Source organism: Fluviicola sp., from assembly GCF_039596355.1.
In the GTDB taxonomy this organism is placed as follows: domain Bacteria; phylum Bacteroidota; class Bacteroidia; order Flavobacteriales_D; family Crocinitomicaceae; genus Fluviicola.
The window spans coordinates 193,149-213,462 of the sequence record NZ_JBCNJW010000006.1 but is presented as its reverse complement, the minus strand read 5'-3'; the positions used below and the strand labels follow the sequence as shown (position 1 = coordinate 213,462).

At 44.1% G+C, this 20,314-nt stretch carries 19 protein-coding genes; 10 read left to right on the top strand and 9 right to left on the bottom strand.

What is annotated here, in order from left to right; translation table 11 throughout:
• Positions 1 to 137: 137 nt before the first annotated feature.
• Complete coding sequence (locus tag ABDV94_RS13250; RefSeq protein ID WP_343747673.1) at positions 138 to 668, bottom strand: glutathione peroxidase; 531 nt, start codon at positions 666 to 668, stop codon at positions 138 to 140.
• Between the two features lie 68 nt (positions 669 to 736).
• Between ABDV94_RS13250 and ABDV94_RS13245 the strand changes: the two genes are divergently transcribed.
• The gene (locus ABDV94_RS13245) at positions 737 to 1,576 is read left to right on the top strand and encodes an OmpA family protein (protein WP_343747672.1); all 840 of its coding nucleotides are present in this window, start codon (positions 737 to 739) and stop codon (positions 1,574 to 1,576) included.
• Between the two features lie 77 nt (positions 1,577 to 1,653).
• Here ABDV94_RS13245 and ABDV94_RS13240 read toward each other — a convergent pair whose 3' ends face one another.
• The 4 genes from ABDV94_RS13240 to ABDV94_RS13225 form a co-directional block, all read right to left on the bottom strand.
• Positions 1,654 to 2,310 carry a hypothetical protein gene (locus ABDV94_RS13240; RefSeq protein WP_343747671.1) on the bottom strand — a complete coding sequence of 219 codons (657 nt, stop codon included), beginning with the start codon at positions 2,308 to 2,310 and terminating at the stop codon, positions 1,654 to 1,656.
• A gap of 94 nt (positions 2,311 to 2,404) precedes the next feature.
• Positions 2,405 to 4,102, bottom strand: a complete 1,698-nt coding sequence (locus ABDV94_RS13235; RefSeq protein ID WP_343747670.1) for a tetratricopeptide repeat protein — start codon at positions 4,100 to 4,102, stop codon at positions 2,405 to 2,407.
• 80 nt (positions 4,103 to 4,182) lie between these two features.
• Positions 4,183 to 4,719 (bottom strand): 2-amino-4-hydroxy-6-hydroxymethyldihydropteridine diphosphokinase, encoded by a 537-nt coding sequence (gene folK, locus ABDV94_RS13230; protein ID WP_343747669.1) that lies wholly within the window; start codon positions 4,717 to 4,719, stop codon positions 4,183 to 4,185.
• Positions 4,691 to 4,879, bottom strand: coding sequence for a hypothetical protein (locus ABDV94_RS13225; RefSeq protein ID WP_343747668.1), 189 nt, complete (start codon positions 4,877 to 4,879; stop codon positions 4,691 to 4,693). The genes folK and ABDV94_RS13225 overlap by 29 nt, the downstream gene beginning before the upstream one ends.
• Here ABDV94_RS13225 and sppA point away from each other — a divergent pair.
• From sppA to ABDV94_RS13210, 3 genes are all read left to right on the top strand, one after another.
• Positions 4,878 to 6,596 (top strand): signal peptide peptidase SppA, encoded by a 1,719-nt coding sequence (sppA, locus tag ABDV94_RS13220; protein ID WP_343747667.1) that lies wholly within the window; start codon positions 4,878 to 4,880, stop codon positions 6,594 to 6,596. The two genes, ABDV94_RS13225 and sppA, sit on opposite strands and share 2 nt — an antisense overlap.
• A gap of 171 nt (positions 6,597 to 6,767) precedes the next feature.
• Positions 6,768 to 7,778, top strand: a complete 1,011-nt coding sequence (murB, locus tag ABDV94_RS13215; protein ID WP_343747666.1) for a UDP-N-acetylmuramate dehydrogenase — start codon at positions 6,768 to 6,770, stop codon at positions 7,776 to 7,778.
• Positions 7,779 to 8,048: 270 nt separating this feature from the next.
• Positions 8,049 to 8,465: a hypothetical protein gene (locus ABDV94_RS13210; RefSeq protein ID WP_343747665.1), complete on the top strand. Its 417-nt coding sequence runs from the start codon at positions 8,049 to 8,051 to the stop codon at positions 8,463 to 8,465.
• 102 nt (positions 8,466 to 8,567) lie between these two features.
• Here ABDV94_RS13210 and ABDV94_RS13205 read toward each other — a convergent pair whose 3' ends face one another.
• Positions 8,568 to 9,791, bottom strand: coding sequence for a DEAD/DEAH box helicase (locus ABDV94_RS13205; RefSeq protein WP_343747664.1), 1,224 nt, complete (start codon positions 9,789 to 9,791; stop codon positions 8,568 to 8,570).
• Positions 9,792 to 9,855: 64 nt separating this feature from the next.
• On the opposite strand from ABDV94_RS13205, the gene ABDV94_RS13200 reads away from it, so the two are divergent.
• From ABDV94_RS13200 to ABDV94_RS13175, 6 genes are all read left to right on the top strand, one after another.
• Positions 9,856 to 10,479 (top strand): FMN-binding negative transcriptional regulator, encoded by a 624-nt coding sequence (locus ABDV94_RS13200; RefSeq protein ID WP_343747663.1) that lies wholly within the window; start codon positions 9,856 to 9,858, stop codon positions 10,477 to 10,479.
• Positions 10,476 to 11,576, top strand: a complete 1,101-nt coding sequence (locus ABDV94_RS13195; RefSeq protein WP_343747662.1) for an ABC transporter substrate-binding protein — start codon at positions 10,476 to 10,478, stop codon at positions 11,574 to 11,576. Before ABDV94_RS13200 ends, ABDV94_RS13195 begins: the two co-directional genes overlap by 4 nt.
• Before the next feature lie 4 nt (positions 11,577 to 11,580).
• On the top strand, positions 11,581 to 12,558 hold the full coding sequence (locus tag ABDV94_RS13190; RefSeq protein WP_343747661.1) for an iron ABC transporter permease: 978 nt from the start codon (positions 11,581 to 11,583) through the stop codon (positions 12,556 to 12,558).
• A complete protein-coding gene (locus ABDV94_RS13185; protein ID WP_343747660.1) occupies positions 12,551 to 13,258 on the top strand; it encodes an ABC transporter ATP-binding protein in 708 nt (235 codons plus the stop codon). The genes ABDV94_RS13190 and ABDV94_RS13185 overlap by 8 nt, the downstream gene beginning before the upstream one ends.
• Before the next feature lie 86 nt (positions 13,259 to 13,344).
• Positions 13,345 to 13,899, top strand: coding sequence for a hypothetical protein (locus ABDV94_RS13180; RefSeq protein ID WP_343747659.1), 555 nt, complete (start codon positions 13,345 to 13,347; stop codon positions 13,897 to 13,899).
• A 107-nt stretch (positions 13,900 to 14,006) separates the two neighbouring features.
• Positions 14,007 to 16,184 (top strand): S8 family peptidase, encoded by a 2,178-nt coding sequence (locus ABDV94_RS13175; protein WP_343747658.1) that lies wholly within the window; start codon positions 14,007 to 14,009, stop codon positions 16,182 to 16,184.
• Between the two features lie 2 nt (positions 16,185 to 16,186).
• Here ABDV94_RS13175 and ABDV94_RS13170 read toward each other — a convergent pair whose 3' ends face one another.
• The 3 genes from ABDV94_RS13170 to ABDV94_RS13160 form a co-directional block, all read right to left on the bottom strand.
• Complete coding sequence (locus ABDV94_RS13170; protein WP_343747657.1) at positions 16,187 to 17,722, bottom strand: YifB family Mg chelatase-like AAA ATPase; 1,536 nt, start codon at positions 17,720 to 17,722, stop codon at positions 16,187 to 16,189.
• A 309-nt stretch (positions 17,723 to 18,031) separates the two neighbouring features.
• Positions 18,032 to 19,708 (bottom strand): hypothetical protein, encoded by a 1,677-nt coding sequence (locus tag ABDV94_RS13165; RefSeq protein WP_343747656.1) that lies wholly within the window; start codon positions 19,706 to 19,708, stop codon positions 18,032 to 18,034.
• Positions 19,695 to 20,261 (bottom strand): RNA polymerase sigma factor, encoded by a 567-nt coding sequence (locus ABDV94_RS13160; protein WP_343747655.1) that lies wholly within the window; start codon positions 20,259 to 20,261, stop codon positions 19,695 to 19,697. The genes ABDV94_RS13165 and ABDV94_RS13160 overlap by 14 nt, the downstream gene beginning before the upstream one ends.
• Between the last annotated feature and the right edge of the window lie 53 nt (positions 20,262 to 20,314).

The following is a 20,314-nucleotide window of genomic DNA, read 5'->3' as shown; positions in this document are numbered from 1 at the left end:
ATACGAAATTCAAGCCGTTTTCTGAGCCAAAAAGGGTTAAAACACCAGTATTTATCAACAAAATATTAACGAAATAACAACAAAAAAGCCACGTCATAAACGCGGCTTTTTTTGATTCAAATTGTTGATTGGAATTCCTATGAACGGATCCAGGAAATAATCTCCTGATCCATCGGTTTGGTAGACGGCGAAATGACCTTGACCAATTTTCCCTGTTCGTTGATCAGGTACTTCTGGAAGTTCCATTTCACAGAGTTGTCGGAATAACCGTTTTTCGATTTTTCAGTCAGGAATTGGTACAGCGGATGCTTGTCTTTTCCTTTCACTTCGATCTTGCTCATCATCGGGAAACTCACACCGTAGTTTTTAGAACAGAATGCTTTGATTTCCTGGTCTGTTCCCGGTTCCTGAGACATGAAGTCGTTGGATGGAAACCCGACGATTACAAAATTGCTGTCTTTGTACGTTTTGTACAATTTCTCCAGTTCTTCATACTGAGGAGTCAGCCCACACTTGGATGCTGTGTTAACGATCATCACCTTTTTTCCCTTTAAAGAAGCCAGATTGAATTCATTTCCATCAATATCGGTAACTTTAAAGTCGTAGATCGTCTGACTGGTGCCCGTGAATGCAACGAGCAGCAACAAAATAGATAATACTGTTTTCATAGATTTAATTTATCAGTTCTTTTTCAGATTAAAGGCAACTTTTTATTAAAATTAACGAATAAGTACACATGAAACTTCAATTGGTCATTTTTTCGCTGTTTGTTTCCGGACTTCTGTGCGCCCAGATCGATGGAGTGTGGAAGGGACTGTTGATCAAAGATGGCCAAAAACCGGAACAGGCGAGCATTATATATTTCGATTTCGGGAAAGATCCGATCTCCCGGGAAGAAATGAGTGGAAAAGACGGATACGCAGTCCGCACGCTGAAAGTAGAGAAGAAGGGAAATTCCGTAAAAGCGAAACAAGCAACCATTCTGAAAAAGAAAGATGTATACGGAACCCGTTGGTGCATGCTGGATTTCGACCTGGCATTGGTCGATTCGACCGGTTACCTGCAGGGAAAATATTCCAGCCTGGAATGCAAGGGTGTTTCAGGAAAAGTAGTTTGTTTCAAGGTCAATGAAACCGTCTCGCGGGACAAAACCATGTTAGAACTTCAATCCTGGAGACCGATCTTTGCGGAAGATATCCGGAACGGAAGAAAATCCAAAGAAGTGCGCGATGCCGAACGCAAAAACTTCCAATTCGAACCGATTTATTTTGATTACGATAAATCAGAAATCCGTTCGGAATACGATCCTTTTTTGCAGAAGATTGTGTACATCATCAATAGTCATTCCGATTTACGAATCCGCGTCACGGGGCATACCGATGCAGATGGTTCGGATCAATACAACGACGGACTTTCCGAACGACGTGCCCAGGCCATTATCGATTATTTCGTCAAAGCCGGGTTGAAGCGCGACCGGATTGTAATCGATTTTAAGGGAGAAAAAGTTCCTGTCGGGGACAATCACTCATCTGAAGGGAAACAATTAAACAGGCGCGTCGATTTCGAGTTCATATAGCTTTTGATGCTCCGGTCCGAAACAAGATGCAAGGATTCCAACCGATTCAACGGTTGTTTCCGACATTTTCACATTGATTACCCGTCGATCAAACCGTGATACTCATCGATTTCATCTGGAGCCGGTGATTCGTTCTCAATCAGTTTATTGATACGCGGTTGCAGGAACCAGATTCCGACCGGGAAAAACCAGGTCAGGAAAAAATCGCCTGCAAAATCCGAAAATGTCGCGTTCTGTTGCGTTTCCGCCACACGAATGGTTTTTGCGATGAAGTAGAAGGTGTGGAGCATGCAGAAAATACTGAACAGGTGCATGAAAAAGATGAGTAGTCCGAGCAGGAACATGCTGAAGATTCCGGAGGGATCACCGTGTTCGGCGCGCCCGATGTTGGATATCATGAATGCTCCGAACAAGGGAACAATACAAAGGTAAACCACCGGGATGATGAAAAATGTTTTGATTCTTCCGGAAGGCATGTAGACCTTCTCCTGTGGAATCAGTTTGCTGAGTTTGGTGAGAACATTCCATGTCCACGCGAATTGAACAAACCCTGTAGCTGCCATGATGAAAGGCATGAGGTAGAAAATCCAGGCCATGTCTTCCGGTCTTTGTGGTTGGTGGTTTATCACATACACTCCGACAATGATTCCGAAGATCATCATGACGACAAATGGAATGGCGATCAGCGGAACGAAAATCTGCCAGTGTTTTGCGCGTAAGAAAATGGAATTCATAATAGTAGATTTGAATATTGGTAGCATAAATATAATGAAAAAACCCTGACGTTCCTTTCGGAAGTCAGGGTTCTGTATTTCAGAAATTCGATTCTTACTTGATGAATGACAAAGAAGCGTCTTCAGCGTACTTCAAGAACTCACGGTCTTTAGCAGCTTTAGCTTTCCATGCCGCATCTTTACCGATTGCGTTTTTCAAGTTGCTAACCAGGTCAGTCAATTTGCTTTGACGAGCAGCAGCAATTGCTTTCAGGTAGTATCCTTGTCCTGATTCTTTATCGTTCGAATTATCGATTGTGCTGATTGCTGCAGCAGCATCACCGTTCAACAATTGAGCCAATGCTTTGTTGAAAGATGCTTTGCTTCCAAACGCGCTTACTGCTTCAGAGTATTTTCCGTTTTGGATAGCGATAATTCCTTTGTTGTAGCTTACATCTTCGCTGGAACCAGCCTGAGCGAACAATTCAGCAGCTTTTTTACGGTCTCCGCTAACTCCTGCAACAGCACCTAAGTTGTTTTTAGAGATCGGGTTGTCTTTCAATCCGTTTGCTTTCTCGAACTGGGATTTCGCTTCAGCAACTTTCCCCTGGTTGTACAATACAACACCTACGTTGTTAGCTGCACGGTAGTCAGACGGATCTTTTTTCTCTGCTTCTTTGTACAGACGCAGTTTTTCGTTCAGATCATCAGTCAAAGTAGCTGTGAACAACAATTCTTCCAAAGTCAGTTTTTGTGGATCAGAAACAGAGATTGCTTTCAATTCATCGTCAGAGTATCCTGTCAAATCGAAAACGACGCTGATTTCAGCACGACGCAACAATGGGAAAATGTTTTTATCCAACTCAGTGAACGATTTTCCTAAGTTTCTCATTTCAGTCTCACGCTGATTCGGATCAGCATACATCTGAAGAACACGCAGGATCAAATCCTTATCTTCTTGCTTGATAGATGTGTTTTTAGCCAACTGAACTTTGAATCCGTCGAAATCCTCACCACGACCAGCCAGGTTGTAAATCTCACCTGATGCTTTCTCGTTTTTAGCTTTCTTAGCAACGTCAACTGTCGCAGTTTTTGCTGAATTTGCACGGTCTGTAGACAAGTTGTCGTTGAAAGCAACTTCCCCTTCAGGAGATGCGTAACCCGTAATGTTGATAGACTTGATGTTGATTTTCGGGTTAGATTGAGCAGCTGCCAACCATGTTCCTAAATCTACGATATCTGCATCTTTCAACTCCGTTTTACGAACGTCGTATTTTCCTTTCAAGTAGTTGATTTGCGCAGCAGTTGTTTTCTCGTTTACACGTTTGAACTCATCTTTTGCGTAAGTACACTTGAAATCTTTGTTTACCAGGTATGGAGTGATGATTGTACCTTTTGCGATTTCTTTATCCTCAAATTTACCGGTCTTCTCTTTACCTCCTTTGAATACTTTTCCAGTTACGATTAATTCCGTGTATTCAAACTCAGGTTTGTAAGCAATCACATCTGTGTATGTCATTGTTCCTCCTGGTTTGTATGGAATTACTGTACCATTCGCTGTTGCTTTCTCTCCCTGGATTGTAACCGTTTTTAACGGAACTCCAGCCAATTTCGGAGTGATTTCAGCGGACACTTTCTTCTTGATCCCTTTCTCCGGGATTTTAACGTCAACTTTTACGCGTACACTGTCAGCGTGCATCTCAAGAGGGCTTGGAGTTACGGTATAATCCACATCCTTCAACAGATCACAACTGGATACAAGCGAACCAGCTACAGCGAAAAAAGCTAATCCTTTGATACTTTGCTTTTTCATATTCAATTGTTAGTTACTACCTTAATAAAATTCCTTGCAATAATAATGATTTTTTTTAACCTATGAAGATAAATCGGCATTTATTCATTGACAAGTGGCGGATTATGAACGACGAATGGAATTTCTCCACTTTCGGATTGATTTTTTAGTTCTTCGAAATGATGTTCCAGGGAGTGAAAGAAAAAATCTCCGGTTAATTCCTGCATCGGAATGATTACGAACTGTCTTTCAGTAATATACGGGTGCGGAACCTGTAATTCGGGACTGTTGATCTTCAGGTCTTTAAATAATAAGATGTCGAGGTCGATGATCCGTGATTCGTACCCTTCTTTGAGGCTTCTTTCGCGTCCCATTTTTTTTTCCACAAATTGGAGGGCTTTTAAACAATCATGAGGACCTGATTCAGTTGTACATTCGAAAACAGTATTCAAAAACCATTCGTCCGTTTCAAAACCCCAGGGCGGTGTTTCATATATCGAGGCAGAACGGATCACACGAATACCGTGGGCATTCAATTCAGCGGCCGCGCAGCGGATATTGGCCATTTTATCACCCAGATTGGTGCCCACTCCGATGTAAATGAGTTCATTAAAGTGCTTCTTTTCCTGATTTACCATTTAAACCATTTTTGATCCTTTTGAGGGAGTAAAGATAACTTACATCATTAAAGGGGGAATCACTTTTCTTTTGAACGTATATTTGTTTCAAAGTTAAATCTATGTCTACAGTTAAAATTTCTTTTTGGCGCGTATTTTGGCCTTCATTGATTGCCTCCATGATTCTGTCCGTTTTGGGATGGATTTTCTGGCTGATTGTTTTCGGTTCCATGTTCAGCAGTGAGCCGGAAGTCAAAGATACGAGCGTATTACATATGACACTGAGCGGAGAGATCGGAGAACGTGGTTCGTCTTCCCTCAATGTTTCCAGTTTTTCAATGGATAAAAAAATCGGATTGGCTGATATTCTCACAGGTCTTGAAAAAGCAAAAGATGACAAGCAGGTGAAAGGAATCTACCTCGAATTGGATAATGTACAATGCGGTTACGCAACAGCAATGGAAATCCGCAGTGCGCTGAAAGATTTCAAAAAGTCGGGAAAATTCCTGGTAGCTTACCTGAACGGGGAAGTAATCACTCAGAAACAGTATTACATTAGTTCTGTTGCAGATGAAATCTATGGTTTCTCCACATCGGCAATGGAATTTGTTGGTCTGGGCGGGGAATTGATGTTCCTGAAAAACACCTTCGACAAACTGGGAATCGAAATGCAGGTGATTCGCGGGTCCAACAACGATTTCAAAAGTGCGGTAGAGCCGTATTTCAGAACGAATATGAGTGATTCAAGCCGTTTGCAGACACAGCGTTATATGGCTTCGATTTGGGAAGATGTACGCACTCAGATTGCGGCAGACCGTAAAATCAGTGCTGCGGCATTGAACGACATTGCTGAGAATGCGAAGATTCAGCGTGTGGATGATGCGGTTCGTCTGAAATTGATTGATGCATCGAAATACCGCGACGAAGTAGAAGAAATCATCCTGAAAAAATCGAAACTGAAAGATTTGAAAGACATCATGTCTTTTGAGGAATACGCTGCCAAAGGATTCAAAAACAAACAGCTGGCTTTCGAAATGTCTACCAAGGCAAATGTGGCAGTGATTGTCGGAGAAGGAGGAATTACCGTGAACGGTGACGAAATGACTTCTGATAAAATCTGTAAATACTTCCGCGAAGTACGTAATGATGACGATATTAAAGTGGTGGTGTTCCGCGTAAATAGTCCGGGAGGAAGCGCCCTGGCGTCCGACGAAATCTGGCGGGAAGTTTCCCTCACTACGAAGAAAAAGAAAGTGATTGTTTCCATGGGAGATGTGGCTGCTTCGGGAGGATATTACGTTTCATCTCCGGCATCGACGATTTTTGCCGAGCCAACAACCATTACAGGTTCCATCGGGGTTTTCGGAGTGATTCCGTACACGGGGGGATTCATGGAAAACAAACTCGGATTGACATTCGACCGCGTTCAGACAAACAAGCACAGCGTGCTGTCGACCAACCGCAAACTGACTCCGGAAGAACTGGCATTGATCCAGGCAGAAGTAGACCAGATTTACCTGCAGTTCAAGAAGCGTGTGGCTGATGGACGTGGAATGACAACCGAACAGGTACAGCGCATTGCGCGTGGTCGTGTGTGGACCGGAACGGATGCCTTGAAAATCGGTTTGGTGGATAAACTGGGAGGTTTGAACGATGCATTGGCTTTTGCAATCAAAGAAGCGAAAGTGAAAGATCCGAAAGTACGTTACTACCCGAAAGTGAAAGAAGATCCGTTTGAGGAAATCCTGGAGCAGTTGTCACAGGAAGACCGCGAATCGCTGAAAATCAAACAGCAGGCAGTTCCGAAAGTAATTGACGATTTGACGAAAAGGCTGATGAAGCTGGAATCGTATACTGGAATCCAGATGCGCATGCCTTACGAGATTGATCTTCATTAATTGAGCATTGAAAATGTAACATTGAAAAGGTGGTTGAGTAGGCTGATGCTGAAGACCACCTTTTTTCTTTTCCGTTTGAATCACTCATTGAAAAAGGAGGCTGGGCGTAGTTGAAGTCACTTTTCAATTGTCAATTTTACATTCTCGATTCAATTGTGTTAATTTTGCACCATGATTGAGCACAACATTTCTCTAAAGCCATACAACACCTTTGGAATTGACGTGAAAGCACTTGCTTTCGGTCGTTTTGGATCGCTGGAAGAATTGAAAGTATTGCTAAATGAACGCAACCGCGAAATTCCCCTGTTGATTTTGGGAGGAGGAAGCAATATCCTGCTGACGAAAGATCTTCCGTTTTTCGTATTACGCAACGAGATTCTGGGAATCGAGACCATTCATGAAACCGATGAGGAGGTAATCATGAAAGTTGGATCGGGTGTGGAGTGGCATGCCTTTGTGCGTCATACCGTTGAGCAGGGATTGGGCGGAATTGAAAATATGAGTTTGATTCCCGGAAGCGTAGGAGCAAGCCCGATGCAGAATATCGGGGCATACGGTGCGGAAATCAAAGATACCTTCGTTTCGCTCGAAGCGCTCCACATTGATTCGCTGGAACTGCATACCTTCAACAAGGAGCAGTGCGCATTCGGTTACCGCGAGAGTGTGTTCAAGCGTGCGTTGAAAGATCAATACGTGATTGTTTCCGTTTCATACCGACTTACCAAACATCCGAAAATCAACACCTCCTACGGAGCTATCCAGTCTGAAATGGAAGCAATGGGCGTGCAGGAAGCAACCGTTGATACGGTGAGTCAGGCGGTAATGAATATCCGCAGAAGTAAATTGCCGGATCCGAAAGTGTTGGGAAATGCAGGGAGCTTCTTCAAAAACCCGGTTGTATCGAAAGCTGTTTTTGAGCCCTTGCAGCAACAGTATCCGGATGCGCCGCATTATCCGCAGGAATCAGGAGATGAGAAACTGGCAGCCGGCTGGCTGATCGAAAAAGCAGGCTGGAAAGGAAAGCGCGTCGGAGATTGCGGTGTACACGAAAAGCAGGCGTTGGTATTGGTGAATTACGGCGGAGCAACAGGAAGTGAAATTTACGATCTGTCTACTGCAATCATCGAAGACATTCAAACCAAATTTGGTGTCACACTCGAACGTGAAGTGAACATTTTGTGATCCTTAAAATCGGTTATCGGAATTTTTACGGTTCAAATGATTAAAATCTGCTTTTGATCGAATATTTATGCATGCCTAACGAATAAAGTATGCTTTAGGGTGAATTGCGTCTTTTTGGGTGTGAATTGTGAATATCAGTAAATAAGCGGGTTGTTTGACTGAGTGGATTTGTTTGAAAATACACAAACTTGATTTTTAGCCGGAGAGTTCATAGCTTTTAGATAGTCAATAATGAAACCCATTGTTGAGATCATCTTAAAACACACTGCTATGAAAACTACTCCGATTTTTTTCGCTTTTCTGCTGATAAGCTTTGTAGGATTCTCTCAAGCTAACACCGTTACCCTCATTCAAAAATTTTCCGATTGCGCACCGGTTACCCAGCGCCTGATCCAGGCCAATTTTTCTACCCCGGAGCGCCTGGAATTGGAAAAGGATCTGTTGAAGTTGTCAAAACTGAACTACGTCATGGCACAATCCTACCGTTTTGCAGACGGTCAGATGGTGCTGCGTTCACAAAGACAACTGTTTAATGCGAAAGCATATGACGCATACCGTCAGAAAGACCGCCGTGTGACGGTGTTCGATTCTACCACTGGTTTGTATGTAGAATTGTTTTCCTGGAACGAAATGGATCAGCAACTGTCGCAGCTAGACCGGCAGTTTGATCTGGTTTCGTGCAAGTAATTGAATTACGAATTATGTCCGCCACGGCGGAACGAATTGCGTGTGTTTAAACAACATTCATTCCACTCGGAATTAGGTTATTCGGAACTCGTAATGAATAATTTACCATTTATCCTTCGTACCGTCTTCGTCGTTGGCGTCGTCGAGGAGTTTTTGCCAGTTGTAGGTTGTATCTTCCGTATCTTTCAGGATCGCGGAGTAATCCCCTTTGCTGATTTCAATCTCTTCGATGTCGTAGCCGAGGTAAAGTTCAATTTCTTCTAATAGCGGTTCTTCTTCCTTGCTGCAGAAAGAAAGAGCTTGCCCCTTATTTTCACCACGGCCGGTTCGCCCGATGCGATGTACGTATTGTTCTGCCTGATCCGGCAAATCGTAATTGATGACGTAGTCAACGCCCTGGATGTCAATTCCCCGTGCGGCAACGTCAGTTGTGATCAGGATTTTGTTTTCTCCCGACTTGAAGCGTTCCAAAACCAGGAAGCGTTCTTTCTGTTCAATGCCCCCGTGTAATGCTTCTGCATGTACACCCACACGCTCCATCGCTGCAACCACACGTTCGCAACGCACCTTGGTACGGACAAACACCACGTATTTCAACTCCTCGTATTCTTTGACGATGTTTTCGAGAAAGAAACGCTTGTCATCCATTTCAACGCGGAAGAAACCATGCTCAATATTCTTGGAAACCGGGTCTTTCGGAGAAATCTGGATCCGGATGGCATCTCTTACCAGGTCGTAAGCCAGCGCCTTGATCTTTTTATCGATTGTTGCCGAAAAAAACAGGGTTTGACGGTTCTTTTGAGGCGAAAGCTTGTGAATGGCCTTCATGTCATGTGCAAAACCGAGATCCAGCATGCGGTCGGCTTCATCAAGTACCAGGAATCGAATCGAGTCCAGGGAAAGATATCCCTGCGAACGCAAATCGAAAACACGCCCCGGAGTAGCAACAACTACGTCGGTTCCGCGTTTCAGTTCCTTGATTTGTTTGTCCTGTTCCAATCCGCCTAAAATAGCCGTAATGCGAATGTCCGAACCTTTCGCGATGCTTTCAAATGCTTGTTTGATCTGTTCTGCCAATTCCCGGGTAGGAGCCATAACGATGCAGCGCGGACTTTTCGTTTTGGCTTTCGATGTACTCAGTATGTGAATAATCGGAATAGCGAAAGCCGCTGTTTTTCCTGTTCCTGTTTGTGCAATTCCAAATACATCTTCTCCGTTCAGGATCGGTGAAATTGCTTTGAACTGGATATCAGTCGGCCGTTTGTAGCCAAGTGCTTCCAGCTGGTCTTTGATCGTTTGAGAAATGGGATAATCAGAAAATCGCATCGGACAGTTTTTTACAAAGTTAATCCAATTATCTCAGTTGCTCCCGAAAGTGTATATTTGCTTTATGTATATTCCAACTGAGTTTGAGATAAAAGATCAAAAGCTAATCCTGGAATTTTTACAGCAGCATCCTTTCGGAACGTTGGCTGTGAACGGGGCTGGCGGATTTCCTGTCCTCGTACATGTCCCATTTACCTGCCGTTTCGGAGAAACAATCAAGCAACTGGAATTTCATGTAGCATCTGAAAATGAGATCGTAGCGGCAATAGCGGCGGCAGGTCAGGGGAAACTGATTGTGCTGGGTACACACGGCTATATCTCTTCTTCGGTTTACACCCACACCAATGTCCCGACATACAATTACCAGGCGGTTCACGTAAGCGGAAAACTCGAAGTTTTGAATGATTTGGAACTCCAGGAACACCTTCCGCAATTGGTCGATGGGTTCGAATCCCGGCGGGTTCACAAGGTTCACATGGATGTATGGCCTGCAGACCTGATCGAAGCGTACAAAAAAGAAATTGTGGGTTTCCGGCTTGAAATCCGGCAAACAGAAGCAGCGTTCAAGCTGTCGCAAAACCGCAATGAAGTTGATTTTAAACGGATTGTGGATGATCTCTCGACCCGGACTTATGAAGAAAAACAATTGGCAGAAGCCATGAAACACACCAAATGCCCCATCCAATGAAAATACTTTTAGCAGGCTTAACCCTTTTTACGATTCTTTTTTCCTGTACGACCAAAAAAACAGATTCCGATGATTCACAAAACGATGTCAAAGGTTTCCGGTATGCACGTTTGGTATCGATTGAACAGAAAGTGGGCTACAAGGAACTAATCATCAAAAATCCGAAAAGCCTGAAAGTGGAAAGTCGTTATGCGTTGATTCCGCGCAATTCCAAAATGAAACGCCCTTCCGGGGTGAAAATTATCGAAGTTCCGGTTCAGAATATGGCGGCGCTTTCAACGTCATTTGTCGGAATGCTGGACGCAATCAAGAGTGTGGAAACGGTGAAAGCAACGACGGAAGAACAATACATTTCCAATAAAATGTTGCTGAAGCGTATTCGCTCCGGGCAGGTCATTACGGCGGGTTATGAAACCGGGTTAACGCCGGATGCCGTTTTGAAAGCGAAGATCTCAGTGATTGTTTTCAGCGGTTTCGGTCAGCCTTTTCCAAATGAAGACAAATTTGCGCAATTGCATGTGGTGTGCATGGCAAACTACGATTGGGAAGAAATGCACCCGCTTGGAAAAGCCGAATGGATCAAAGTGTTCGGAGCACTGGTTGATAAGAACGAAGAAGCCGATGCTTATTTTTCGAAGGTGGAAGAAGCATACCTGAAAATGGAGAAAGAAGCAAAAGCGATCAAGCAACATAAAAAGGTGATTTGCGGCGGATTGGTCGGAGATGTGTGGTATGCGCCCGCCGGAAAATCATTCATGGCGGGAATCATGAAAGATGCCGGAATGGATTATTTCTATAAAAACACAGACGGAACAGCGAGTCTGAGCCTAACGTTTGAGCAGGTTTTCAACGACGATCAGCAATGCGATGTATGGATCAATGCGGAAGCACCGACTTTCAAAAAGTTGTTTGAACTCAATCCGAAATTTCAGTATTTCCATACCGTAAAACACGGGAAAGTCTTCACGTATACACACAATTCGAATTATTTCTGGGAAAGCAGCCCGGTAAATCCGCATTGGTTGCTGGAAGACTTTGTGCATATCGCACGAGGAGACAAAGACGCGAAGTATCATTTTTACCGCCAGCTGAAGTAAGCATATGTGGAAGAAACACCTGGTATCGTCTGTTTTGTTCCTGGTCATCACAGTTGTGACGATCGGCTATCCGCATGGAGAAGATGCCTGGTTTTCTTTTTTTGATTCGAGCGATCAGAACGCCTGGAACCTGTTTGTTATTTACCGGATTCCGGAAGTGTTTATTGCCATTATTTCTGGTTTTGCGCTCTCTGTTTGTGGGTTGTTGTTGCAGACGATGCTCAATAATCCCCTGGCGGGTCCGTCGATTCTCGGGCTCACTTCCGGTTCGCACCTGATGGTAGCACTTACCATTATGGGAAGTTCGTTTTTGGGACTGGAAGTGCTGGATCTCGGAATTACGATTTCTGCAACGATCGGGGCGCTTGTTTTCGGATTGCTGATTTTGCTTATTGCCACGCGGGTTCGTTCGATGGTATCGCTTTTGCTGGTCGGTATGATGCTTGGTACTTTCGTTTCCGCGATTACCAATATCATCCTGATGAAAGCCGATGCGAACAGTGTGAAAGCTTTTTCGATCTGGGGAATGGGATCATTGCAGCAGGTGAGTATCGAACAGATTCCGTTGATCGCCTTGTTGTTCTTCTTTGGAATCATGGCGGCATTTTTTCTGACCAAACCGCTCAACGCATTGGTTCTGGGCGAAAAATCGGCGGAGATTTTGGGAGTTCGCGTAAAACGAACGCGTTGGAGTGTACTACTCGTGGTTTCACTTCTGACGGGATTGGTGACTGCTTTCTGTGGCCCGATCGGTTTTGTGGGCTTGATTGTTCCGAACCTGGTACGCATGTACTATAAAACGGCCAATCATGGTCACCTGCTTTTGGCTTCCGGATTGATCGGGGCGAGTGTGATGGTCTTTTGCGCGTTGATGATCCGCCTATTCGAACCGGTTATGGTTCTACCGATTAATAGTTTGACCGCTTTGCTTGGCGCGCCGGTTGTTTTGTTTCTCCTGTTAAAGAATATCCGCAATGCTTAAGTTTGAAAACTGCACGATCGGGCATGCGAAAATGCTGTACCGGATTCCGGAATTGGAGCTCGAAAAAGGGGAGTTCGCGGCATTAATCGGAGCAAACGGTTCCGGGAAATCGACGTTGATGGATTGGTTGATCCGGGGGAAATTTCCCAATGGAAAAGTGCTGGCGGGAAATCAAAACTGGAACGATCTGAAGCCGGTGGAGCGGGCAAAAGTGATTACACTGGTTGATAACCATTTTTTAGGTTTTGACTACCTGAAAGTGAATGAATACCTCGAATTAGGTCGACATACCTACACGAATTTCACCGGGCGTTTATCTGAAAGTGATAAGGAAGTGGTTCGGAAATACGCCGATTTACTTCACTTAACTTCGTTGCTGGATCAATCCACTTCGACCCTCAGTGACGGTGAACGCCAGCGCGCCGGAATTGCCAAAGCACTGATCCAGGAAACGCCCATTATCCTGTTGGATGAACCTACCGCGTTTTTGGATTACCCGACCAAGAAAGAAGTGATGTCTTTGCTAGGAAAAATTGCCGAAGAAAGCAATCGCCTGGTCATCATTGCATCGCACGATATTGATTTTTGCATCGAATATTGCTCCCGGATGCTGATTATTGAAAAAGACACGCAGGAATTGAAATCATTCGGGAAAATCAGCCATGACGAACTGGTGAAAAGAGCTTTCGGAATCAGGTAATTTTGAATCTGGGACCAACCTTTTTCACGTGTTTGCCGTTCTTAAATTTTAGAATGTCATAAGACGTGAAATTTAATCTAAACACTATGAAAACAATCATTTATCTTTTATTTACACTAACTCCTTTTGGAGTATTCTCTCAAAGCGATTCTATTTTACAGTTAAGAATGGAACAAGGCTTAAACTTGATGGTAATTGAACCTGGGGAAGACCCAAATGGAGCTCAGGAAAGGCCGTGCGGAACCTTTGTCACCTATATAACTCTATGTTTCTATAGGTATCAGGTGATTTGTGGTGGGGAAGTGAAATGGCAAAGTGAGGTTTTTGCTGACAATTGGTGTATTTGGAGTACTAGTCAAAATCCTGGTGGAGGTATTTTTTTTGGTACTAATTTAGTACTTGCAACGCCCGAAAATCCAGTAACTACAAGCATTACTTTTGATATGAGTCTTATCATTGATAAAGAATCCCTTACAGAAGAAGAGTACAAAGAATTATTAAAGAATTACAATAATTTCTATTTTGAATTAGAAAATGATATTTTGGTTGATAATGGTGGATCCTATATTTTATATAAAGCTGGAAATTATAAAATGAATCAAGGACAAATGCTCGTAAAGTATTATTACACTTCTTATTAGTTAGGTATTTTAGAAGCTGTTTTTTTACGTGATAATCCTAGTCTAAAATTTTATATTTGTCTCCATGATTTTGCTGTTTCTGCATATCGGGACTTATATTACGAATTATGAAATACTTATTGCTGCTTACCTTCTTCTTTACAGGTACTGTTTTGTTTGCTCAAACTCAAAGTTCATCCAACCGGATGCGTTGGGATCAATTGATTCGTTATTCAAAAACGTTCAGGAGTGAAAAAGGTGTTGCTAAAGAAGTGACAGATGCGTTCCCGGTTTACGCTATTTCAGGTCGCTGGTATGTTTCGCTCTACGGGAAACGGCTTCCGAATTGTAATTGGGGGATCATCCAGGAGAATGAAATTCTCTTGGGGAGTTCTGTCGGGAACATTACCACAATGAAGGTTCCGCTGGAAAAAGTGCACAGCATTGATTTCTCCCAGTTCTATTCTTACCTGGAAATTCCGGGGAAAATTGTTCCGCAACTCGACAAGGCAGTAAAAGATACACGGGCAGACAGTGTTCAGCATGGAATCAATTTACCGGCTGCTTTTACAGGAAAAGACGTGTTGATCGGTGTTACGGATTGGGGATTTGATTACGGTCATCCGATGTTTTACGATACGTTGCTGACGCATTCACGCATTTATGCAGCCTGGGATCAGTATAAGCAGGTCGGAAATCTACCGTCGGGACAGAATTACGGAGTGGAGTACAACACGCCGTCAGAATTGGCAGCTGCGGAATCAGATACGTCAAACATTTACGGTTATCATACACACGGAACGCACGTTTCCGGTATTGCAGGAGGAAGCGGAGCCGGTTCAATCTACCGAGGATTTGGTTTTGAAGCGCAATTCCTGTTTACTACTTTTTACATCGATCAGGCTTCAGCAATTGACGCGTTTGTCTGGATGAAAGACAAAGCCGAAGCTGCCGGAAAACGCCTGGTTGTAAACATGAGCTGGGGAGTTTACTACAATCAAATGGGAAGTTTGGATGGTTTCTCGTTGCTTTCCGAAGCAATTGATGAACTAAGTAATACCAATCAGGTGGTTTTTGTTGCCGCTGCCGGAAACAATAACGGGACAAAATTCCATATTAAACGAACGTTCAACAATAACTTCTTCAACACGCTGGTAGGGTTTTATTCGTATGCAGCAAACCCGAATATGTGGGGAGAATGCATTACTGCGTGGGGAGAACAGGGACATCCTTTTTCAAACAAGATTTCGGTGTACAATACATCGGGAACCTTACTGGTCGAAAGCCCTTATTACTCAACTACGACTACTGGCTATTTGGATTCCATCCTGGTTGCCGGGAATGACACGATTGTTTTCAATGTTTCTTCTGAAACGGCTAACCCACTGAATGGGAAACCGGGCATGCAGATTCGGATTCGTTCGTTGAACACCAGCAATAAAATTGTACTTACCGGTTCGGCTGTTGACGGAACGGTTCATTACTGGAACCTTCCCGAATTAACAAACGGAGCGGGTAATTTCGGACAAACGTTCACTACGTACGGTGCAAATGGAGTCACAGGAGATTCGTTTTATGCCATCGGAGAACCCGGTTGTACAAACAGCGTGATCACCGTTGCGGCTTATTCGTCGAGTTATGTAACCGGATCCGGAACCACGGTCGGAGGAATGGCGGCTTCATTCACCAGTATCGGTCCTCTGCACAATGAAACAATGAAACCCGACATCGCAGCTCCCGGAGTAAGCGTTACTTCTTCCATGTCATCGTATACCGATGTGATCTATACGTCTATGGCTACCATCACTTTTAATAACAAGGATTATCATTTTGGACAGCTTTCCGGAACATCCATGGCTACACCGTGCGTTGCAGGGATTGTATCGCTGATCCTGGATGCGAACCCGAGTTTATCCAGCCAACAGGTGAAAAACATTATTAAAACAACAGCCCGGCTGGATAACTACACAGGAGCGATTGTTGCTCCCGGAGACACTAAGTGGGGAATGGGGAAGATCAATGCGTATGCTGCCGTTAAACTGGCATTAAATACGCTTTCCCTGGATGAAAAGACCAAAGTAGTTCCTTTTATGCTCTATCCGAATCCGGCTTCAAGTACGATCCATATTTTGAATATCGATGATCTGCCGTTTTCTGTTTTATCTGTCGTTGCACTTGATGGGAAGGTTGTTTCACCGCGTGTAACTAAAAATACACTGGACATTTCTGAACTTCCTGACGGAATTTTCTTTTTAAAGGTTCAGTCGGGGATGGAGACGTATACGTTGCGTTTCGTGAAGCAATAATATTATCCCGCCCAGTTTTCCCGGTCGAGGTTTCGCAGCTGGATTGCTTCTGATAAGTGATGGGTTCCGATCGCTTCGGAATGATCGAGGTCTGCAATGGTGCGTGCCACTTTCAGAATCCGGTCGTAAGCCCTGGCTGAGAGTCCCAATCGATCCATTGCATGTTTCAGCAATTGTTTTCCTTCGGATGAGATTTCGCAAAATTCAGTAAGTTCTTTTCGCTGCATCTGCGCGTTGCAGTGTGTATGCGATTCGGTGTAACGTTCCAGTTGGATCAGTCGTGCTTTGATGACCCTGTCCCGGATTTCTGCACTGCTTTCGGTGGGAGCGTTGAAAGCCAGGTCATCGAAGGAAACCGGTGTTACTTCCACATGCAGATCAATTCGGTCGAGCAGCGGACCGGAAATTTTATTCAGGTAACGCTGCACAGTTCCCGGAGCACACACGCATTCCTTTTCCGGGTGATTGTAATATCCGCAAGGGCAGGGGTTCATTGCCGCAACCAACATAAATCCTGCGGGATAATCGATGGAGAACCTGGCCCTGGAAACGGTGACAGTCCGGTCTTCCAAAGGCTGGCGCATCACTTCCAGTACCTGCCGCTTGTATTCCGGAAGTTCATCCAGGAAAAGTACGCCGTTATGTGCCAGCGAAATTTCTCCGGGTTGGGGATAGGATCCACCGCCAACGAGTGCTACGTCCGAAATCGTATGATGAGGTTTCCGGAATGGTCGCTGGGTAATCAATCCGGTGTGTTTACCGATTTTTCCTGCAACCGAGTGGATTTTGGTCGTTTCCAGTGATTCCTCGATACTCATAGGTGGAAGAATCGTTGGCAGGCGCTTGGCGAGCATGGATTTTCCGGCTCCCGGCGGACCAATCAAAATGACGTTGTGACCTCCTGCTGCGGCAATTTCGAAGGCACGTTTGATGGCACTTTGTCCTTTGACATCCATAAAATCGACTTCGTTTTCGTGGAGCTGGCGCTGAAATTCTTCTTCGATATTGAAACTGGCCGGAACAAAAGTTTTACTTCCATTTAGAAAATCGATCACTTCCTGCATGTTTTCCATGCCATAGACATCAATTCCTTCCACGATGGCTGCTTCGGACTCATTTTGTTTGGGAAGAAGAATTCCTTTGAATCCGTCTTTTTTAGCCTGCATGACGATCGGGAGCACACCTTTGACCTGTTGGAGCGTTCCGTCGAGTGATAACTCTCCCAAAAGCAGGTAGTTTTCGAGTTTTTCCGCTGAAATTTGGCTGGAAGCTGCCAAAATGCCTATTCCTATGGCGAGGTCGAAAGTGGAACCTTCCTTACGAATATCCGCCGGAGCCATGTTGACCGTGATTTCCTTTCCCGGGTAGTTCAGGTTATTGTTTTTGAGTGCGGCTTTGATCCGCTGCTGACTTTCCTGAACCGCTTTGTCGGGCAATCCTACCAACATAAAATTCACTCCGTTGGCAATGTTTACCTCAATGGTAATGGTCGTTGCATCAATTCCGAATACGGCACTTCCGAATGTTTTTACCAGCATAATTTTCCTCTTTTCTATTTTAATTTAAGAAAAAAGTTCGCTTGAAACAAGTGGTTTGATTAAAAAATAATCCTTTTACGGTTAAATAGTTGTTTGTTGGGGTATGTCTGCGAGAAGTGGCATAATTCCGCATTCGCCGTGGCGAATTACGTCCGGGTGTTTTTATTATTGAAATCTCACCTGGAATTCCGGGAAACCTGGCGAAATCATTTTCAATATGGCAAATTCGCCAATTCGCGAATTTGCCAAATGGCGAACCGCCTGGTATGACTGATCTGCAGGAGTAAAATGATCAAAACAGGTACTCATTTACAACTTCAGCCCGATCCCAAACTGAATTCCCCACGAAGAATACCTTCTCCGGATCACATCGCCTGAAACGGCCGGATTGATCATCGATTTGAAGTACGGATTGACAAAGACATACCAGTGATCAAAATTCCTTCTTGCTTCCAGCTGGATAAGGTAAGAAACGTTGAATTTAACTGCCGGGTATTTCACTGTTCCAACAGTATCCAGGCCAGGGAAAGTGCCGGTGTTTTTGCCGATTCCGAAGTTGAACTGCGCACCGATTCGCGGAATGAGTTCATACTGTCCCAATTCGAAGCGGTAACCAAGATAAAGCGGAATCGAGAACCACGAGTAGCGGTTTTTGATGGACGATTTTTCCAATGCAGAATCCTGGTATTGAACCGTGTGGTAAATCGTGGTATCGTGCGGAATCCAAACAATCACAGTATCAACCAAAACCGGAATCGAATCGTGAATAATCTCCGCGGTCGTTGAATCCTTTGTGGAGTACTTATATTTTTCCAGTGCGTACTTTTCGCCCGTTTGGGAATAGGAAAGTCCCGTACCGAAGGTAAACTGCTTGTAGGATGCATGGCCGTTTACGCCGAATGAAGGAGCGAAAATGGAAGATTGATTTTTCATTTGATCCGTTGTTTGGCTGGTTTTTGAATCATGAATCATGTTGGCTCCCAAACCTCCGAAAAGCTCGATTTCAGCTCTCCAGTTATTCCCATTGCCTCCTTTCTTTTTGTTCGTTTCTTCCGGAGAAGTTTCTGCGGTTTCGTCCGGTGTGGAGGTGCTGTCGGCTGGATTCACTGCAAGCGTAGAATCCTGTTTGGTCTCGTTTGAAGTGACAGCAGTGGTTGTGTCACCTTGAGAAGTGTTTGCTGGAGCTGTTTCGCTTAGAAGAGTAGTGCTTGGTACAGTCGGTTTTTCATTCGTGTTTTTGTCTTTACCGGGTTGAGTTTCGGTTTGGGAAGTTGCAGATTTTGCTGAAGATGCCAGGCCGGAATAGGTGTTTTTAGTACGGCCAGGAGTACTTTTTACCACCGAGCGCCCGGTTGTTTTTGTCCGTGCCTTTTTGCCGGAAAGAAGTACTTTTTCCGAAGCGATTTTTTGAGTTGATTGTGTTTGTTCTGATTTTTTACCGAACGTTTTGAACGCGGAATGCAGCCTGGATTTCGGTTTAATGCCGACAGTCTGACGATCCTTCACATTCAGATTCAGGTTCTCCGTTTGTTTGCTATCCGCTGCATTTGGAGTTTGTTTTTGCCCCGGTTTCGAATTCGGTTGGGAGCTTTGCAGATGATTTTGAGTATTCGCTTCAGTTTGTATAACGGCGGGCTCGTCAGCATTTGAATCCTGTCCTTGTCTGGTCGTAGTGTCTTTTTCTGCTGCTGACATTTGTGAATAATTGCTTTCATCGGAAGCACCGGAAACCGATTGCATATGGGATGCAGATACCGTTTTATCGGTGTCATTTTCCCGGATTACGAGCAAAGAAGCAGCTATTCCGACTCCGGTAAACAATAAAATGAACACGAGTAGCCAGAACCGGAAACCTCCGCCTCCTTTTTTCTTCCCGGCATCCAAACGCTTGTTTAAATCCTCCAAAAAAGCATCGGGAACCTCAAAAGACCGTTGATTCAACGAGTCATTGAACAGCTTGTCGATATGTGTTTTATCTTCTTTCAAAACTGATCTGTTTAGTTTGGGTTATCTCAATCTGCGCTTTCAATCTTTTGCGGGCTTCCTTGATGTGCCATTTGACGGTTTCGTAGGAAATCAGGAACTCATCCATAATTTCTTTCGTGGAATAGCCGTCAATTGCATAGAGGTTGAAAACCATTTTGGTGGCCGGAGGTAATTGGTCGAGCATTTGCTGCAGGAGTTCTGCATCAAAAACCTGATCAATTTCGGGATCGCTGGTCAGAGCGTTGTTTTGGTAGTCGTCGTTGTATTGAAAAAGTTCTTTGTAGCGTTTGTTTTTTCTGAAATCATCAATAATCTCCCGCCGCACAATCTGCTTCGCCCATGAAAAATAGGCTGTTCCCAACTGAAACTGGTCAATGGCGGAAATGATCTTCATGAATGAATTATTGACAATCTGCATTTGACTTTCGGAATCATTTGTATAACGCACAGCATTCCCCATCAACACCTGAAAAGTGTAGTGGTATAAATCCAGGATCACCTTCCGGTTTCCCTTCTTTATAGCAGTAATGGTATCAGCGTTTAATTCAAACAAGTTTCAAAATCAAAATTATTCAGTTGTTACTGGTAGCTGCAGATTGTAAAAAC

Excerpts from the sequence above, each read along its gene's own strand:
- sppA (WP_343747667.1), top strand. The coding sequence starts at position 4,878 with ATGATTCTGTCCGTTTTGGGATGGATTTTCTGGCTGATTGTTTTCGGT.
- ABDV94_RS13240 (WP_343747671.1), bottom strand. The coding sequence starts at position 2,310 with ATGAATTCCATTTTCTTACGCGCAAAACACTGGCAGATTTTCGTTCCG.
- ABDV94_RS13235 (WP_343747670.1), bottom strand. The coding sequence starts at position 4,102 with ATGAAAAAGCAAAGTATCAAAGGATTAGCTTTTTTCGCTGTAGCTGGT.
- ABDV94_RS13195 (WP_343747662.1), top strand. The coding sequence starts at position 10,476 with ATGAAAATACTTTTAGCAGGCTTAACCCTTTTTACGATTCTTTTTTCC.
- ABDV94_RS13210 (WP_343747665.1), top strand. The coding sequence starts at position 8,049 with ATGAAAACTACTCCGATTTTTTTCGCTTTTCTGCTGATAAGCTTTGTA.
- ABDV94_RS13245 (WP_343747672.1), top strand. The coding sequence starts at position 737 with ATGAAACTTCAATTGGTCATTTTTTCGCTGTTTGTTTCCGGACTTCTG.
- murB (WP_343747666.1), top strand. The coding sequence starts at position 6,768 with ATGATTGAGCACAACATTTCTCTAAAGCCATACAACACCTTTGGAATT.
- ABDV94_RS13200 (WP_343747663.1), top strand. The coding sequence starts at position 9,856 with ATGTATATTCCAACTGAGTTTGAGATAAAAGATCAAAAGCTAATCCTG.
- ABDV94_RS13185 (WP_343747660.1), top strand. The coding sequence starts at position 12,551 with ATGCTTAAGTTTGAAAACTGCACGATCGGGCATGCGAAAATGCTGTAC.
- ABDV94_RS13175 (WP_343747658.1), top strand. The coding sequence starts at position 14,007 with ATGAAATACTTATTGCTGCTTACCTTCTTCTTTACAGGTACTGTTTTG.
- ABDV94_RS13225 (WP_343747668.1), bottom strand. The coding sequence starts at position 4,879 with ATGGAGGCAATCAATGAAGGCCAAAATACGCGCCAAAAAGAAATTTTA.
- ABDV94_RS13180 (WP_343747659.1), top strand. The coding sequence starts at position 13,345 with ATGAAAACAATCATTTATCTTTTATTTACACTAACTCCTTTTGGAGTA.
- ABDV94_RS13170 (WP_343747657.1), bottom strand. The coding sequence starts at position 17,722 with ATGCTGGTAAAAACATTCGGAAGTGCCGTATTCGGAATTGATGCAACG.
- ABDV94_RS13190 (WP_343747661.1), top strand. The coding sequence starts at position 11,581 with ATGTGGAAGAAACACCTGGTATCGTCTGTTTTGTTCCTGGTCATCACA.
- ABDV94_RS13250 (WP_343747673.1), bottom strand. The coding sequence starts at position 668 with ATGAAAACAGTATTATCTATTTTGTTGCTGCTCGTTGCATTCACGGGC.
- ABDV94_RS13205 (WP_343747664.1), bottom strand. The coding sequence starts at position 9,791 with ATGCGATTTTCTGATTATCCCATTTCTCAAACGATCAAAGACCAGCTG.
- folK (WP_343747669.1), bottom strand. The coding sequence starts at position 4,719 with ATGGTAAATCAGGAAAAGAAGCACTTTAATGAACTCATTTACATCGGA.